13 protein-coding genes are annotated in these 15,630 nt (G+C 63.1%); 3 read left to right on the top strand and 10 right to left on the bottom strand.

From position 1 onward, the window contains the following. Positions 1–5 precede the first annotated feature (5 nt). The 5 genes from fabF to IPM06_12575 form a co-directional block, all read right to left on the bottom strand. Entirely contained in the window at positions 6–1,271 is a 1,266-nt protein-coding gene (gene fabF / locus IPM06_12595) for a beta-ketoacyl-ACP synthase II (protein ID MBK8771260.1), read from the bottom strand. A 133-nt stretch (positions 1,272–1,404) separates the two neighbouring features. Then, positions 1,405–1,641 carry an acyl carrier protein gene (locus IPM06_12590; GenBank protein ID MBK8771259.1) on the bottom strand — a complete coding sequence of 79 codons (237 nt, stop codon included), beginning with the start codon at positions 1,639–1,641 and terminating at the stop codon, positions 1,405–1,407. A 172-nt stretch (positions 1,642–1,813) separates the two neighbouring features. After that, entirely contained in the window at positions 1,814–3,019 is a 1,206-nt protein-coding gene (locus tag IPM06_12585) for an MFS transporter (protein MBK8771258.1), read from the bottom strand. Continuing rightward, positions 3,016–4,653, bottom strand: a complete 1,638-nt coding sequence (locus IPM06_12580; protein MBK8771257.1) for a CRTAC1 family protein — start codon at positions 4,651–4,653, stop codon at positions 3,016–3,018. Before IPM06_12580 ends, IPM06_12585 begins: the two co-directional genes overlap by 4 nt. Beyond that, positions 4,608–5,921 carry a vanadium-dependent haloperoxidase gene (locus IPM06_12575; protein MBK8771256.1) on the bottom strand — a complete coding sequence of 438 codons (1,314 nt, stop codon included), beginning with the start codon at positions 5,919–5,921 and terminating at the stop codon, positions 4,608–4,610. The genes IPM06_12580 and IPM06_12575 overlap by 46 nt, the downstream gene beginning before the upstream one ends. Positions 5,922–6,057: 136 nt before the next feature. On the opposite strand from IPM06_12575, the gene recQ reads away from it, so the two are divergent. After that, positions 6,058–7,902, top strand: a complete 1,845-nt coding sequence (recQ, locus tag IPM06_12570) for a DNA helicase RecQ (protein ID MBK8771255.1) — start codon at positions 6,058–6,060, stop codon at positions 7,900–7,902. Here the strand turns inward: recQ and fabG are convergent. Both fabG and fabD read right to left on the bottom strand, forming a co-directional pair. Further along, the gene (fabG, locus tag IPM06_12565; GenBank protein MBK8771254.1) at positions 7,899–8,639 is read right to left on the bottom strand and encodes a 3-oxoacyl-[acyl-carrier-protein] reductase; all 741 of its coding nucleotides are present in this window, start codon (positions 8,637–8,639) and stop codon (positions 7,899–7,901) included. The genes recQ and fabG overlap by 4 nt on opposite strands. Before the next feature lie 6 nt (positions 8,640–8,645). Next, complete coding sequence (gene fabD, locus IPM06_12560; GenBank protein ID MBK8771253.1) at positions 8,646–9,593, bottom strand: ACP S-malonyltransferase; 948 nt, start codon at positions 9,591–9,593, stop codon at positions 8,646–8,648. Positions 9,594–9,743: 150 nt separating this feature from the next. Here fabD and IPM06_12555 point away from each other — a divergent pair, with 150 nt between their 5' ends. Then, positions 9,744–11,711, top strand: coding sequence for a HAMP domain-containing histidine kinase (locus IPM06_12555; GenBank protein ID MBK8771252.1), 1,968 nt, complete (start codon positions 9,744–9,746; stop codon positions 11,709–11,711). Here IPM06_12555 and IPM06_12550 read toward each other — a convergent pair. Genes IPM06_12550 through IPM06_12540 form a run of 3 tightly spaced genes read right to left on the bottom strand, consistent with a single transcriptional unit; the run spans position 11,708 to position 14,102 of the window. After that, positions 11,708–12,601 (bottom strand): NAD(P)-dependent oxidoreductase, encoded by an 894-nt coding sequence (locus IPM06_12550; GenBank protein ID MBK8771251.1) that lies wholly within the window; start codon positions 12,599–12,601, stop codon positions 11,708–11,710. The genes IPM06_12555 and IPM06_12550 overlap by 4 nt on opposite strands. Further along, the gene (locus IPM06_12545) at positions 12,598–13,074 is read right to left on the bottom strand and encodes a GNAT family N-acetyltransferase (GenBank protein MBK8771250.1); all 477 of its coding nucleotides are present in this window, start codon (positions 13,072–13,074) and stop codon (positions 12,598–12,600) included. Before IPM06_12545 ends, IPM06_12550 begins: the two co-directional genes overlap by 4 nt. Continuing rightward, positions 13,071–14,102, bottom strand: coding sequence for a histone deacetylase family protein (locus IPM06_12540; GenBank protein ID MBK8771249.1), 1,032 nt, complete (start codon positions 14,100–14,102; stop codon positions 13,071–13,073). Before IPM06_12540 ends, IPM06_12545 begins: the two co-directional genes overlap by 4 nt. A gap of 63 nt (positions 14,103–14,165) precedes the next feature. On the opposite strand from IPM06_12540, the gene IPM06_12535 reads away from it, so the two are divergent. Beyond that, the gene (locus IPM06_12535; GenBank protein MBK8771248.1) at positions 14,166–15,512 is read left to right on the top strand and encodes an aspartate aminotransferase family protein; all 1,347 of its coding nucleotides are present in this window, start codon (positions 14,166–14,168) and stop codon (positions 15,510–15,512) included. Positions 15,513–15,630 lie beyond the last annotated feature (118 nt).

Raw genomic sequence — 15,630 nt, 5'->3', positions numbered from 1 at the left:
CATTCTTACGCCGTGGCGCGGCGGAAAATCAATGAGGCGTTCGTGCCACCAAAACCAAAGGAATTGGACAGAACTGTGTTGATTTCCTTCTTCTTGGCCGTGTGCGGCACAAGATCCATCGCCGTTTCCACCGACGGATTGTCGAGGTTCAACGTGGGCGGGCAAATGTTGTCGCGCATGGCCAGAAGCGAAAACACAGCTTCCACGGCACCCGCAGCACCGAGCAGATGGCCGACGGCGGACTTGGTTGACGACATGGCGACGCGCGCGGCGTTGTTGCCGATGAGGCGTTCGACGGCGCGCAATTCGATCTCGTCGCCGAGCGGCGTCGAGGTGCCGTGAGCGTTGATGTAGTCAATTTCGCCAGCAGGAATGCCGGCGCGCTTCAGGGCCGCCTGCATGCAGCGGAAGGCGCCATCACCATCTTCCGATGGTGCGGTGATGTGGTAGGCGTCGCCCGACATGCCGTAGCCGATCAGTTCGCCGTAGATCTTCGCGCCACGCGCCTTGGCATGTTCGTATTCCTCAAGAACCAGAATGCCTGCGCCTTCACCCATGACGAAGCCGTCCCGGTCCTTGTCGTAAGGACGCGAGCCCTTTTCCGGCGCGTCGTTGAAGGCGGAGGACAGCGCCTTGCAGGCAATGAAGCCCGCGATGCCGATACGGCAGATCGCTGATTCGGCGCCGCCAGCGACCATCACGTCGGCATCGCCCACGGCGATGATGCGCGCAGCATCGCCAATCGCATGGGTGCCCGTGGCGCAGGCCGTGACAACGGCGTGGTTCGGTCCCTTGAGGCCGAAGTTGATGGAGATGAGGCCGCCGGCAAGATTGATGAGCGAGCCCGGAATGAAGAAGGGCGAGACGCGGCGCGGGCCCTTCTCGGCCATGAGGAGCGTCGTGTCCTGGATGTTGGTGAGGCCGCCGATGCCGGAGCCCACGAGAACGCCGGCGCGGTAGCGCTCGTCCTCGGTCTTCAGTTCAAGGCCCGAATCCGCCATGGCCTGCTTGGCCGCGATGAGGGCGAACTGGATGAAGTCGTCGTAGCGACGCTGATCCTTGGAATCGACCCAGTCGTCGCGATTGAGGGTGCCGTTGCTGCCGTCGCCTTCCTTCACTTCAAAGGCGATGCGGCTTGGCAGATCAGAGGCATCAAACCGCGTGATGGGGCCTGCGCCAGACTTGCCCGCCAGCATGTTAGACCACGTGGCTTCAACGCCCGTGCCCAGTGGCGAAACGATTCCCATACCAGTGACGACCACACGCCGCATGTCATTCCCTCTTCATGGAAGTGCAACAAAACCATAAATTCACAGGAAAACGCGGGGCCACAGGATTTTCAAGCCCTGCCCCCGCGTTTCCGCGAATTCAAATCAGCCCGGCATTCTCTGCCAGGCGCACCGCTCAGGCCTGGGCCTTTTCGATGAACTTCACGGCGTCGCCGACCGTCTGGATGGTTTCAGCGGCGTCGTCCGGGATTTCGATGCCGAACTCTTCCTCGAAGGCCATCACGAGTTCAACGGTGTCCAAGCTGTCGGCACCGAGATCGTCGATGAAGCTGGCTTCAGCCTTCACCTTGTCGCCGTCCACGCTCAGGTGCTCGACAACGATCTTCTTAACCCGTTCAGCGATATCGCTCATGTGCAATTGTCCTAATTACTTTTCTCACGCCCTGGCGGTCCGGACACCTTGCATGGGGTCCCCCTCAAGCCGCGGGGCGTAAGTAGCACAGTTCTGGCAGGCGTCAAAAGGGGTAAAAATGCGGTTGCATTCCAGCATCTTGCAACGTGATCGCGGGGTCTGCGGGGGGGCCTCATGGAGCATGCGGCTGGAGATAACGGCTCACCTGCCACAGGGCTCCGACCCCAAGGAGCCCCATGGCGGCGAATCCGACCGCGGCAATGGGCGCCGATGTCATTCCGCTCACCAGTGAAAAAGCAAAGGGCGCAATGGCGCCGGACGCGTAGCGGAAACCGGCCATCACACCGAGGCGCGAACCATAGCCCTTTGGGCCAAACAGGATGAGGGGCACTGTTCCCTGCACGATGCTCTTCAGGCCCGAGCTGAGGCCGACCAGCACGACGAACACGACTGCGGCGGCAAATGCTGGTGCGCCCAAGGCAGCGATCACCAATCCAAGCGGCAAGAGGGCCAGCGCGAAAATACCGACGATGATGGGGTGGCGTTGTCCCGGAAAAATCAGGTTGCCAAAACGCACGGCCACTTGCGCAGGGCCGAACAGGGTCGATACGGCGAGCGATCCGCTGCCAAATCCCAGCGCCTGCAAGAGCGGAACCATCTGGGAGAGCACGGCGGAAAGGGCAAGGCTCGACAGCGCGAAGCCGGCCGTCACCAGCCACATGGCAGCGGCGAGGTGTTGCTCCGGCACCTTGGCATAGACCTGCACCGGTTCTGGCGCTGCGGCCGGCGGCGGCGCACTGACCATGGCGCGGGTCCAGCGCGCCACAGCGAGATGGGCCGGAAAACAGATGGCAAGATTGGCCATGGCATAGACGGCAAGCGTCAACCGCCAGCCGAGGAAGTGATCGATCCAGCTCGTCAGCGGCCAGAACAGCGACGAGGCAAACCCTGCGATGAGCGTGAGCTGGATGATGCGTCGGCGGCCATTGCCCGGCGTCATCTGCACGAGAGCCGGAAAGGCCGCGTCATAGAGCACGAAGCAGGACACAACCTGCATCAGCATGAGGGCAAACGTGAAGGTGACGGGGCCGGGCGCGAGCGCCGTCGCCGACAGCATGAATGAACTCAGGATCGTGCCGAAGCTCATCATCCGGGCAGCGCCGAACCGGTCGAGGGCGCGGCCCACGAAGGGCGCCACCACGGCACCCGACAGCAAGGCCAGCGAAAAGACGCCGAAGAAGCCGGCCTTGGTCCAGTTGAAGGAGGCGGCAATATCGTCAGCGAGGATCGAGAAGCTGTAATACAGCGACCCGTATCCGAAGATCTGCGTGAATCCGAGAAGCCAGGTGGCGAGGACAGGGCGCGAGAATTCTCTCAAGGTGCTTTCGCAGGACTCCAGTGAAGGGCGGGCTTGCCCCGCTCCAGCACATAGAAGGCATCCGTGTCCAGCGTGGCCCAGGGGCCCTCTTCGCCGTCGGGCCAGATCACGCGCACCTCCGCGCGGGCGAGATCGCCCACGCCGAACTGCCACCAGTCGAGCGCGCCGGAGACATGGCCGCCGCCAGAATACAATTCGCGGCGCATCACCTTGCCGTCGCCGCGCTTCACTTCAATCCAGGCGTTGACGGCGTCGCGGTTTGGCCCGTCCTGGCGCAAGCGGAAGCTCAGGAAGTGGCCGAGGCCGGTGGAGGTGTTCTTCCAGATTTCCGCGTTCACCCAACGGTTTACGACCACGATATCAAGCTTGCCATCAAGATTGAAATCGGCCACGAGGGCCCCGCGCGCCGTGTTGGTGGAGGCCACGCCTGCCTTGTCGGCCATCTCGATGAACTTGCCATCGGACTGCTGGATCAGGAGGTTGTTCGGATCCTTCTGGGCGAAGTCCGGCATCTCCGCCACGTTGCCCTTGGCGATGAAGAGATCGACGCGGCCATCATTGTTGACGTCTTCGAATTGCGAATGCCAGGCCGTCGATGGACGCACGTCTCCGCCCGTGAACGGCTGGTGCGCGGTGAGGCCAAGCGAGAAGGCGATTTCCTTGTAGGAGGGTTTGGGCTTCCCCTGCTCGGGGATGGCCGCCAGCGACTGCAGGCGATTGTCGGCCATGCTGGTGAGGAAATACTCCGGGTACTGATCAAAATTCAGATCGTAGCTCGTCATGCCCATGCCCCAGATGCGCACGTACTTCCAACCTTCCTTGTCGGAATAGAGTTGCGGCGGCTGCCCCGCCGCCATACGCCACATCTGCTCCTGCCCGCCTTCATAATATTGCCGGTCATTGGAGACGCGAAGGTCCGGCGTGCCGCGGCGCGACCAGTCCGTGAACATGATCGACAGAGGGCAAAAACTTGGCTTGAGCGGCAGAGGTGCCGCGAAGTGCCGGGCGGTTCCGTCGGGGCGGTGCAGCCAGTTGTCGGTGCAGGACCCCCAGGGCGAGATTTCCTCAAAGCGGTCGACGTAGTTGCCGATGGCGATGGTGGGCCAGTTGGCACCGTTCTCCCATGTTGCCGCAAAGGCAGTGGACCAGGCATTTCCGCCCGCGAAGCCCCACTCCTCGTTGGCGCGGGTGAACTGGCAATTGCCGAGGCCCTTCATCACCACGTTTTCGCCGGAGCGCAGGATCACCACATCCATGTTGCCGTCGGCATTGATGTCGATGGGATAGCCGCCGAGGACGCGCGTCAATTCCAGCCCGGATTCGATGGCGGCGAAGCGGAGGTCTCCGCCCTGCGTGCTGTTGTTCTGGAACAGCGTGGCGCGGTTCTCGCCGCCCGCCAGCAACAGTTCGGAGAAGCCGTCACCATTGCAGTCAAAACTGGTCGCGCCGCCACCCACGGTGAAGTCGTAGTCGCCAGCATAAACGGAGACGAGTCCGGAGGATTTGGTCTGGTCCTCGAAGGTCAGGACGGATTCCGCCGCCTGTGCCGGACCCGCCAGCACCAGCAATGCAAACGCGGCCGCACGCCTCACGCTTTTCTTGTCTTCAACATATTGACGAAATTGCCGACGCATTTGCCCTGCTCCAACCCCTGGTCAATGGCCGCACGGTAGTGAATGCCTCCGTAGAGGCGCGAAATCGCTGCTTCTTCTGCCGCTGCCCAGAAGGTCTTGAAATTACGCGGTGCCAGTCCATCGCGCGCGTGTGTTGCATCGGTGAAGGCGAAGTTGTCGCCGAAGTCCTTGGCCAGAACCACGGCTGCAGCACCGGACTGGGTGGAGTGTCCGCTCGGATATTCCGGGAAGGGCGGCGTGATCAGCAGCGGCTCCCACGTCTTGTCAATGATGCGCTTGATATATGTGACCGGGCGCACCAGGTCGTATTCGAACTTGCTCTTCCAGCAGGCGATGAAACCATCGCTGATGGCGATGCCGACGCGGGCCAGCACTTCCACCGATTTTTCGAGATCGGTGTTTTCTTTCTCGAAAATCTGCAAGGCGATCCACATCCAGTGCCCGGGCGGCGTGGGCGAGAGCATGGGATCATCCGACCAGAAGCGCGCAATGGCCTTCTGCTCCAGCGTCAGGGTCTTGCCGGTCTCGCAAACCTCAACGGCCTGCTTGTAGAATTCGGAATTGGCATCCTCGCTGTAGGCGGGCGGCGGCGGCAGGGGGCACGCGCCGTTCTCCGGCATGGCAATGGGCAGGCACTCGCCCCAGTGCGGCAGCAGCGGCTTCTGTTGCAGGGCAAGCGTGTTGGTCGGCACCCAATGGGCGGGGCCTTTCGTCAGGGTCCATTCCCCGGGGAAGCCGAGGTTTTCCACCACCGCGCCGCCATCGCCCATGGACCAGGCGTGAATGTGTTCAGCGACCTGTTTGCCGTAAGCGGCACTTTCTTCCCAGACGCTGTTGTCGAGGCCTTGCGCGGCTTCCTTGTGCAGCCTCTTTTCAAGCGCCTTCATGGCCCTCAAACCCGAAGGACCGGTGTTGCCGAAATAGGTTTGCGCGGCATAGGCCATGGCCGCATGCACGATCACCGCATTGTCGTACGTGGCACCCGCCTTGCGTTGCGGCACATCGGCCAGCTTGCGCGCCTGCCCGGCCAGTGACTGCAGCACTGTCGAACCGCTGGCCACGGCTTCAAACGTGGTGATACCGAGATAGGCGAAGGCGCGCGCGGCCACGGGCGGAGAATATGTGGGGGTCTGGCGCACCAGTTCCAGGATCAGCGAATACCACGAACGCAGGACGTGGCCCGGTTCAGCGGCGCGGGCGGGCGCAACAGACATGGCGACAGCCGTGGCGGCAAGACCCGCACCGAAGGCGCGGCGAGACAGGCGCATGGACGTTCTCCCTGGGGTGTGGCCGATTTATTTCAGCTCTCGAATAATGAGGTTTAAGCATGACATTGCCACGCGGTGCAAGCCGCACGGCCGCCACTGTTTCCTCGCGCACTGGTCGTGGCTTGGATAGACAGGCCTGCACAGAAATCGCGATTCGCCCTTGTCCGGTCCTCATCACATTCTCCGCAGCGTCTTTGGCTACGACAGTTTCCGCCCCGGTCAGGAAGAGATCGTGGCGCAGCTTGCGTCGGGCAATCATGCGCTGGCGGTGATGCCGACGGGCGCGGGAAAATCCCTGTGCTACCAGGTGCCGGCCCTGGTGCGGACCGGCCTTGGCATCGTGGTCTCGCCGCTTGTGGCGCTGATGCAGGACCAGGTCGCCGCCCTCAAACTTGCCGGTGTCGCCGCCGAGACAATCAACTCCTCCGCAGGCCGCGACGACAACGTGGCGGTCTGGAAGCGGGTGGCGTCGGGCGAGGTGCGCCTGCTCTATCTCTCGCCCGAGCGATTGATGACCGAGCGCATGATTGCGGCCCTGCGCCGGTTGGAGATCGGCCTCATCGCCGTCGATGAGGTGCATTGCATGTCGCAGTGGGGTGCCTCCTTCCGCCCGGAATACGATGCGCTGAAAACCTTGCGCGGTGCATTTCCGGGCGTCCCCATCGGTGCCTTCACCGCCACGGCGGATGAAGTGACGCGGCGTGACATCGTGGCGAAGCTGTTCGGCGGCAGCGTGAAGGAGTTCGTGTCCGGCTTCGACCGTCCCAACATCCGGCTCACAGTCCGCCCCAAGAACAGCACGCGGCAGCAACTGCTCTCCTTCCTCGAAGAACGCCGCGGCGAGAGCGGCATTGTCTATGCCCTGTCGCGCCGCAGCGTGGAGGAATGGGCGCAGGTGCTTGCCGCCAGCGGGCACCGGGCCGTGGCCTATCACGCGGGGCTTTCGGCGGATGAACGGGCCAACGCGCAGAACCTGTTCATGACCGAGAAAGGCATCATCGTGTGTGCCACGATTGCCTTCGGCATGGGCATCGACAAGCCAGATGTACGCTTCGTCTTCCATGCCGACCTGCCGCAGAATCTCGATTCCTATTATCAGGAAATCGGGCGCGCGGGCCGCGACGGTACGCCGGCGGATGCGCACATGGTCTTCGGGCTTCAGGACATCCAGATGCGGCGGCGTTTCATTGATGATGAAGGGGCTGGTGCCGAGCGGGCGCGACGCGAACACAAGCGGCTCGATGCACTGGTCGCCTATTGCGAAGCACCGGATTGCCGCCGGCAGTCCCTGCTCGGCTACTTCGGGGAATATTCAGAGCCTTGCGGAAACTGCGACGTCTGTCTCGACCCCGTGGAGCGTGTGGATGGCACGGTGGAAGCGCGGCTTGTGTGTTCCGCCATGCAGGCGAGCGGTGAACGCTATGGCGCCGCGCACATCGCCGACATCCTGCTCGGCAAGTCGAGCGACAAGGTGATGAATGCCGGACATGCGGCGCTTCCCATGTTCGGTGCCGGAAAGGCCCACAGCCGCAGCCACTGGCAATCCTTCATCCGGCAACTTGTGGGCGGCGGCATGCTGACGCTCGACGTGGCAGGCTTCGGCGGGTTGTCGCTGTCAGCCAAGGGGCGGCGCCTGCTCGATGGCGAACTGCCGTTCCAGTATCGCCCCGACATGGTGCGCCAGACCCGCAAGGACAAGCGGGTGGACTCAGGTTCCGCTGGCGCGCCACTCGACTCGCAGGCGGATGAATTGCTGGCGCGGCTCAAGGCGCTTCGCCTCAAGCTCGCCAAGCAGCGCGGCGTTGCCGCCTACATCATCTTCTCCGACCGCAGCCTGATCGACATGGCGCAGAAGAAACCCCTGACGAAATGGGATTTCGCCGAGGTGAATGGCGTGGGCGCCAGCAAACTGGAACAGCTGGGCGAGATCTTCCTGCAGGAGATCCGCGACTTCGCCGCCGAAACGGCGAAGCCCCGCTAGATCATCGCCATGCCGCCGTTGACGTGCAGCGTCTGGCCCGTGACGTAACCCGCCTCTTCCGAAGCGAGATAGAGCACGGCGGCAGCAATATCATCCGATGAGCCCATGCGGCCCGCCGGGATGCGGCCCAGGATCGCTTCCTTCTGCTTGTCGTTCAGCGCTTCCGTCATGGCGGTGGCGATGAAGCCGGGCGCGACGCAGTTCACGGTGACGTTGCGGCTGGCCAGTTCCTGCGCCAGCGACTTCGACAGGCCGATGAGGCCCGCCTTGCTGGCAACGTAGTTCGCCTGCCCCGGATTGCCGGTGACGCCCACCACGGAGGTCACCGAAACGATGCGGCCCCAGCGCTTCTTCATCATCAGCTTCATGGCAGCACGGGCAAGGCGGAACGAGGACGTGAGGTTTACGTCCAGCACCGCCTGCCAGTCGTCATCCTTCATGCGCATGGCAAGGCCATCGCGGGTGATGCCGGCATTGTTGACGAGAATATCGAGGCCACCCATCGCCGCCTCGGCAGATGGCACGAGCTTTTCCACATCTTCCGCACTGGAAAGATTGCACGGCACCACATGCACGCGCTCGCCGCCCAGCGCGGCCTTCAACTCTTCCAGCACATTGGCGCGCGTGCCCGAGATGGTGATGGTGGCGCCTGCCGCGTGCAGCGCCTTGGCCACGGCCGCACCAATCCCGCCCGATGCGCCGGTAATGAGAGCTGTCTTGCCTGCGAGAGAAAACATCTTGGTTCAACCTTTCAAGAGGGGAAGAGCAGTGTTGAAATCATCCGCCGTGCCGATCGCGATCGCCTGGGCGGCGGGGGCATTCTTTTTCGCAAGCCCGGTGAGCACCTTGCCCGAGCCCAGTTCCACGAAGAGGGTAACACCCTGCGCGGCCATGTGCGCCACGCATTCGCGCCAGCGCACCGTGCCGGTGACCTGGGCCACAAGCGAGTCGCGGATGGCCGCCGGATCGGTGAGCGGACCCGCCTTCACGTTGGCAATGACCGGCACCACGGGCGCATTCATCTTCACCTTCGAAAGCGCCTCGGCCATGGCATCCGCAGCGGGTTGCATGAGGGCGCAATGGAAAGGTGCGGAGACGGGCAGCATCACGGCGCGCTTGGCACCTTTCGCCTTGGCGATTTCAGCAGCGCGTTCCACCGCCGCCTTGTGGCCGGAGATCACCACCTGCCCATCGCTGTTGTCGTTGGCGGCCTGGCACACCTCACCCTGTGCGCCTTCCGCTGCTGCTGCCGCGGCGGTGGCGAAATCGAGGCCGAGCAGAGCGGCCATCGCTCCCGTACCGACCGGCGTCGCGGCCTGCATGGCCTTGCCGCGGATTTTGAGGAGGCGCGCTGTATCGGCGACCGAGAATGTGCCTGCTGCAGCGAGGGCCGAATATTCGCCAAGCGAGTGACCAGCAACGCAAGCCGCGGTGTTCGCCACCGTGATCCCCTGCTCTGCCTCCAACACGCGCACCACGGCCATGCTGACGGCCATCAGGGCCGGCTGGGCGTTTTCCGTGAGGGTCAGCTCGGCTTCGGGGCCGTCCCACATGAGGTGCGAGAGGTTCTGCGACAGTGCCTCATCCACTTCGGCGAAGACCGCACGGGCGGCGGCAAAGTTGTCGGACAGTGCCTTGCCCATGCCAACAGCCTGGCTGCCCTGCCCTGGAAATACGAATGCAATGGTCATCTGATCCCCTGATTCAACAGTGTTTGCTCCTCGAAACACGCCCGGTGAACGGTGTCAACAGCAGGACGGGCGTGCCGTCCCGGGGCAATCCGGTAAAAACCTGTTAACCAAGTTTGGCCAGAACACCAAAGTGGGGGGAAATGGGCCGACATGTTGAAACTGCGCATCGCGGGCCTCGCGGGCATTGTGGGATTGACGGCGTTGATTGCCGTCGGCATTCACCTGCAATGGCAGTCGGCCCGCAGCCTGGCGCAAGAAGGCTTTGTGCGCGATGCCCGCTCGGAAACCCGCACGGCAGCAGTCGTGCTGGAGCGGCCATTCCGCTCCATCTATGAGAACCTGAGAACGCTGTCATCGCTGCCAGGCGTGCGGGCGCTCAATCGCCATGGCGAGAACCTCACGCCGGAGACCCGCGTCACCATCCAGCAGATGTACAACAACCTCGCCGCCAGCGTGTCTGTGTCCGAGGTCTATTTCACCCCCATCGCATTCGATGCGGGCCGCTTTGATCCCATCACGGGCCGAAACGAAGAGCCCATCATCATGTTCGATGAGCTCATCTTCAATGCCGGCCTGAACATGTCTTCCGCCGAACGCTTCAATGCGCCCGAGAAGGTGAAGTCGGCGGAAAGCACCGGGCCGGAAGAGATCGAGAAATTCGAATACGCGCAGTTGATGGATCATGCCGCGTGGTTCAAGGCGCACCGGCCGGCGCTGGGCAGCGGGGGCACGCTCGATGTCCCGATCATCGCGGGACCGGAGGTCGTCACCTGCGACAACACCCTGTTCATTTCCTCGCGCGCAGATGCCGACCGTTCCGGCGTCATCTTTTCAGTTCCCTTCTACGGAGTCGATGGAAAGATCCGGGGCCTTGTCTCAGCCATCATCCTGACGCGCGCCATCCAGGGGCTGATCCATGACAGCAAGTATGCCCTGGTGAACACCGGCAATGGCTATGTGGTCGCGGCGGCGGCGAGTACAATTCCGCAACAGTCCCTGCAACACGTGGCGGAAGGAAAGCCGGACCCCACGCTGATCTATTCCGAGGCGCTCACCTTCGGTGTGAAGGATGCGCGCAGTCCGTGGATGCTGTGGGCCGGCGTTCCCAACAGCAGTTTCAAATCCAGCAAGAATGTGGAATTGGCAGACAAGACACGTCGCACCAACTACCTTCTCCTCGGCCTTCTCTCCGCTGCGGCGGTGGCGGGCCTGCTCCTGTCCGACCGTCTGATCCGCCAGAGCCGCGCCCTGGCTGACGCGGCGCGCATCCGGGAAAGCGAAGCGCAGGACACCGCCAGCCACCTGCAGGGATTGAACGACGACATCTCGCGCCTCAACATGGAGCTGTCCGACAAGATCAGGCAACTGGGCACGGCGCAGACGGAGATCATCAACAAGGGCCGGATGGCGCAGCTCGGCCAGGTCGTCGCCACGGTCGCGCACGAAATCCGCAATCCGCTGGGCGGCGTCCGCACCTCAACCTTTCTTCTCCGCCGCAAGCTGCAGCCCCAGCAGTTCGAGTTCGACACGATCCTCGACCGCATCGACGCCGGCATCAGGCGTTGCGACAGCATCATCACGCAGCTTCTCGACTTCTCCCGTACCAGCAAGCCCGTGGTTGAACAGATCGACCTTGATGATTGGCTGGCCAACGCCATGAACGAGGAAGCGACAGCGCTGCCCGATACCGTCACGATCACCTGCAATCTGGGGCTGGGCGGGCAGAAGATCGCTTTTGATCCCGACCGCCTGCGCCGCGCCGTTGCAAATCTGGTCTCCAATGCCTGCGAGGCCATGATGGATTCCAACAGGGTGCTGGTGAAGTTTGCCGGCAGCGTGCCTCACATCACGCTCACGACGCGGCTCACTCAGCGTGGTGCGGAGATCGATGTGGAGGACAACGGCCCGGGCATTCCCTCCGACGTGATGGCGCATATTCGCGAGCCGCTGTTCACGACGAAATCCTTCGGCACGGGCCTCGGCGTTCCCGCGGTTGAAAAGATCGCGGAACTGCATGGCGGCGGGCTGGAGATTGTTTCCCAGCCTGGCCGCGGCTCGCGCTTTACCCTGTGGTTGCCGCTGACCCAGAAGGCAGGTCCGGACGCCTCCGCCGCTTAAGCCTTGCCGCCACTGTTCTTCACCATCATGTCGATGAGGCGCGGCACGAAGCGTTCGCCATAGCCCAGCGTGTCGGCCAGAACGAAGGTCTGGTGGATTGCCTCGGCGATGGGCGAAGCGACCGGCATGTTCTCCGTCATGTTGGTATAGTAGCGCAGGTCCTTGCGGGCGTTGCGGATGGCGAACTTCGCGTGGCTGTCGTCGTCGCTGAGCGGCACATTGATAAGCCGTCCGAACATCACCGAAGCAGCGCCGCCGCCCATGACGATGTCGCGCAGCGAAGTCATGTCAACGCCCGCCTTGGCCGCGACACTGATGGCCTCCGCGGCAATGGCGGCATGGCCGAGCGACAGGAAGTTGTTGATGAGCTTCACCTGATGCGCCGTTCCCACCTCGCCCGTGTGGATGATGAGATCGGAAAAGGTTTCGAGAACGGGCCGGATCTTCTCCAGCACGGCCTTGTCGCCGCCCACCATCAGACCCAGTTTTCCGGCCTCGGCTTCGCGGGGCGTGCGGGTCATGGGCGTGTCGATGAAGGTCATGCCCTTGGCGGCACAATCGGCGGCGATCTTCTTGGTCGATTCCGGAATCGCGGTGGAGCAATCGGCAATGATCAGCCCCTTCTTGCCGGAGGCGAGAATGCCGTTCGGGCCATAGACCGTGTCTTCCACCTGTGGCGTGTCCGTCACCACAGTGATGACGAGGTCGCTGGCCGCGGCGATTTCGGCGGGAGTCTTGAGCTCCCTGGCGCCGCGCTTGATGAGGTCCTCCACCGGCGCGCGGTTGCGGCGCGCCATGGTGACGAGCGCGAAGCCCTTCTCCACGATGTTCTTGCCAATGCCATGGCCCATGAGGCCTGCGCCGATCAGTCCGACGGTCTTGATGGTCATGTCCATTTCCTTTCGATGAAAGACTTGAAGGAGTCCGGTTCGAGTATGAAGAGTTCGTCCTCACGGTGCTTGCCGAAGCCGACGCGGCTGTAGAAGCGCTGTCCACCCGTGTTCGTTTCATCCACTTCGAGCTTGATGAAGTCCGCGCCCGCCGCGGCTGCTTCGCGGCCTGCGGATTGGAGGAGCCGTTCCCCCACCTTCTTGCCGCGGGCGTGTTCCATGACGAAGAGGTCGACGACATACATGCCTTTGCAGCCCCGCCAGGTGGAGAAGGTGAAGAGCCACAGGCAGGCGCCCAGCAGCAGGCCGGAGTCTTCCGCTACCGTGACATGCACGAGGCCCTTCGCCTTGCGCAACGCTTCACCGGTGAGCTTCGGCGCGACGGGCAAGCCCAGGTCCTTCGGCAATTGCCGCACCATGGCCGCCACGCCATCCTCCTGCCCGTCACGCATGGGACGGAAGCCGACGCTCATGCACCAAGACCCTTGAGCAGTGACGCCAGGTTGTCGCCCAGGCTTTCGGATGGATAGCCACCCTCCTGCACCACCAGCGTGGGCAGCCGCATCTCGGCGATGCGGGCGCCGATCTGCGCGAAGTCCTCGGTGCGGATGGAGAAAGCCTTGAAGGGATCGTCAATGGCAATGTCGAGACCCGAGGCCAACACGAGGCGTGTCGGCGCGAAATCGGAGATGCGCTGCAAGGCCAGCTCCAGTGCCGCGAGATAGACCGTGATGTCCGCGCCACGTTCCAGCGGCAGGTTGAGGTTGAAGCCCTCGCCCGCGCCCCGGCCCTGCTCGCCGGCATAACCCCAGAAGAAGGGGTAGAATCGCCGGGGATGGCAATGGATCGAGACGGTGAGCACATCGGCGCGGTCATAGAAAATCGCTTCCGTGCCATTGCCGTGGTGCACGTCGATGTCGAGGATGGCGGTGCGGTGCCCGGCCCGCGTCAGCACTTCCGCCGCCAGCGCGGAATTGTTGAAGAAGCAGAAGCCTCCCGCGAGGTCCGATGCCGCGTGATGTCCCGGCGGGCGGCACAGGGCATAGACAAGGCGCTCGCCTGTGCCGATGCGGCGTGCTCCTTCCACGGCACAGGCCGCACTGGCCTTGGCGGCGGCAAGCGTGTCTGCTGTCACCGGGCATGCGCCATCGCCCAGGTGATAGCCGGCCTGCCCCACCACCGCTTCCGGATAGCCGATGGGCGGCAGGGTGCTGCGCTGGATCGCGTAGACATTCGGCAATGGAATATCGCTCGACTCCGGCACGTGACCCCAGCGCTCACGCAGGGTTTCGAGGAAGCTGAGATAGCGCTGGTCGTGCACCATCGCGAGGATGTCGTTGCCGATGGGAGGTGGCACCTCCACCTGGCTTCCGACAAAGCGCACGCCCCGCATGAGCATGTCGATGCGGACCGGCTTTTCAGGAATGGGTTGCGGGCGTCCCGCCACAAGGAAGGTTTCGGGCGCGTGGCTGCGTTGAATGTCGTCGTAAAGTGTGATCATGGATTTTCTGCTTTTGCCATGCCAGTCTAGCAGCAGATTCACACGAAGGAACAGCCTGCCATCATGAATTCACCGCCCAATCTTCCGCCCAGCCTCCTGCCCACGGGCCAATTGCCGAAAGTCGTTTGGGCCAAGGGCTGTTACCTGCATGATGTGGACGGCAAGGTTTACATCGACGGGTCCGGCGGACCGGCGGTTTATTGCATCGGGCATGCCAATACGGAAGTGAACGAAGCCATCCGCGTGCAGCTGGACCGCATTGCCCACGGTTACCGCTACAACTTCACCACCGATGCGCTGGACGAGTTGACGGAAATCATCCGCCAGCGCTGCGGCGGCACGCTCAACCACATGGTCTTTGTCACGGGCGGATCGGAGGCGGTGGAGAGCGCGCTGAAGATTGCCTTGCAGTATCAAACAGCGATCGGACAGAAATCGCGGCGCAAGTTCATTGCGCGGGAACGCAGTTGGCACGGCAACACGCTGGGTGCGCTCGGCGTGTCCGGGTTCAAGGAACGTCGCACCGTGTTCGAAGGCGGGTTCATTGATGCCGTGCGGATTTCGCCCGCCAATGTCTATCGCCCCATCACGGGCGCAACGGCCGAAAGCGCCGGCGAAGCCTGCGCGCGCGAGTTGGAAGAGGCCATCCTGCGCGAGGGCCCGGAGACGATTGCGGCCTTCATCTTCGAGCCAGTGGTCGGCGCTGCCGGCGGTTGTGTGCCTCCGCCCGCTGGCTACGCCAGGCGCGTGCGCGAGATCTGCGACCGGCATGGCGTGCTGATGATTGCCGATGAGGTGATGTGCGGCGCGGGGCGGACGGGCACATGGCGGGCGCTGGAGCAGGATGGCACCGAGCCCGACATCATGCCCATGGCCAAGGGCCTTGCCGCAGGCTACCTGCCCCTGGGTGCAACGGTGTATACCGACAAGGTCTCGGATGCGCTGATGGCAGCGCATGGCACAGTGATGACGGGCCACACCTTCACCGGTCACACCGCCTGCTGTGCGGCGGGCGTGGCCGTGCAGAAAATCGTGGCGCGCGAGAAGCTGGTGGAGCGCGTTGCCGCCAATGAAGCGAAGCTGAAGGGCATGATCGCCGATGCGCTGTCCGGTGTTGAGGCCGTGGGCGACATCCGTGGCCGCGGCTATTTCATCGCAACGGAACTTGTGGCCGACCGGACGGCGAAGACGCCCTTCGATGCCGCGCACAAGCTCAACGTCAAGATCCGGCAACAGGCCCTGGCCAACGGACTCATCTGTTATCCTGTCGGCGGCAATGTCGATGGAGTGAACGGCGACGTCGTGATTCTGGCACCGCCCTACAACGCCAGCGACAGTGAGTTGGCCGAAATTGTGGACAAGATGGCGATGAGCATCCGGCAGGTGCTCAAGCGCGAGGGATTTGCCTAATGAAACTGGTCACTTGCGAATACGGCAACTGATTGCTTGCAGGCGTGGGCAAATCACGGCAAATTCCGGGCGGCGGCGACGATAACTTCCGATGCATGGGGCGAAAATGCAGAGGCGA

The sequence above is a fragment of the Hyphomicrobiales bacterium genome (genome assembly GCA_016710435.1).
Taxonomy (GTDB): Bacteria; Pseudomonadota; Alphaproteobacteria; order Rhizobiales; family Aestuariivirgaceae; genus Aestuariivirga.
The sequence above is the reverse complement of the archived record's forward strand: the minus strand, read 5'-3'. Positions and strand labels throughout refer to the sequence as shown.

Bases quoted from the DNA above. Each gene is read 5' to 3' on its own strand.
- IPM06_12580 (MBK8771257.1), bottom strand. From the start codon at position 4,653: ATGCGTCGGCAATTTCGTCAATATGTTGAAGACAAGAAAAGCGTGAGG.
- IPM06_12555 (MBK8771252.1), top strand. From the start codon at position 9,744: ATGTTGAAACTGCGCATCGCGGGCCTCGCGGGCATTGTGGGATTGACG.
- fabD (MBK8771253.1), bottom strand. From the start codon at position 9,593: ATGACCATTGCATTCGTATTTCCAGGGCAGGGCAGCCAGGCTGTTGGC.
- IPM06_12575 (MBK8771256.1), bottom strand. From the start codon at position 5,921: ATGCGCCTGTCTCGCCGCGCCTTCGGTGCGGGTCTTGCCGCCACGGCT.
- IPM06_12545 (MBK8771250.1), bottom strand. From the start codon at position 13,074: ATGAGCGTCGGCTTCCGTCCCATGCGTGACGGGCAGGAGGATGGCGTG.
- fabG (MBK8771254.1), bottom strand. From the start codon at position 8,639: ATGTTTTCTCTCGCAGGCAAGACAGCTCTCATTACCGGCGCATCGGGC.
- IPM06_12535 (MBK8771248.1), top strand. From the start codon at position 14,166: ATGAATTCACCGCCCAATCTTCCGCCCAGCCTCCTGCCCACGGGCCAA.
- IPM06_12550 (MBK8771251.1), bottom strand. From the start codon at position 12,601: ATGACCATCAAGACCGTCGGACTGATCGGCGCAGGCCTCATGGGCCAT.
- IPM06_12540 (MBK8771249.1), bottom strand. From the start codon at position 14,102: ATGATCACACTTTACGACGACATTCAACGCAGCCACGCGCCCGAAACC.
- fabF (MBK8771260.1), bottom strand. From the start codon at position 1,271: ATGCGGCGTGTGGTCGTCACTGGTATGGGAATCGTTTCGCCACTGGGC.
- IPM06_12590 (MBK8771259.1), bottom strand. From the start codon at position 1,641: ATGAGCGATATCGCTGAACGGGTTAAGAAGATCGTTGTCGAGCACCTG.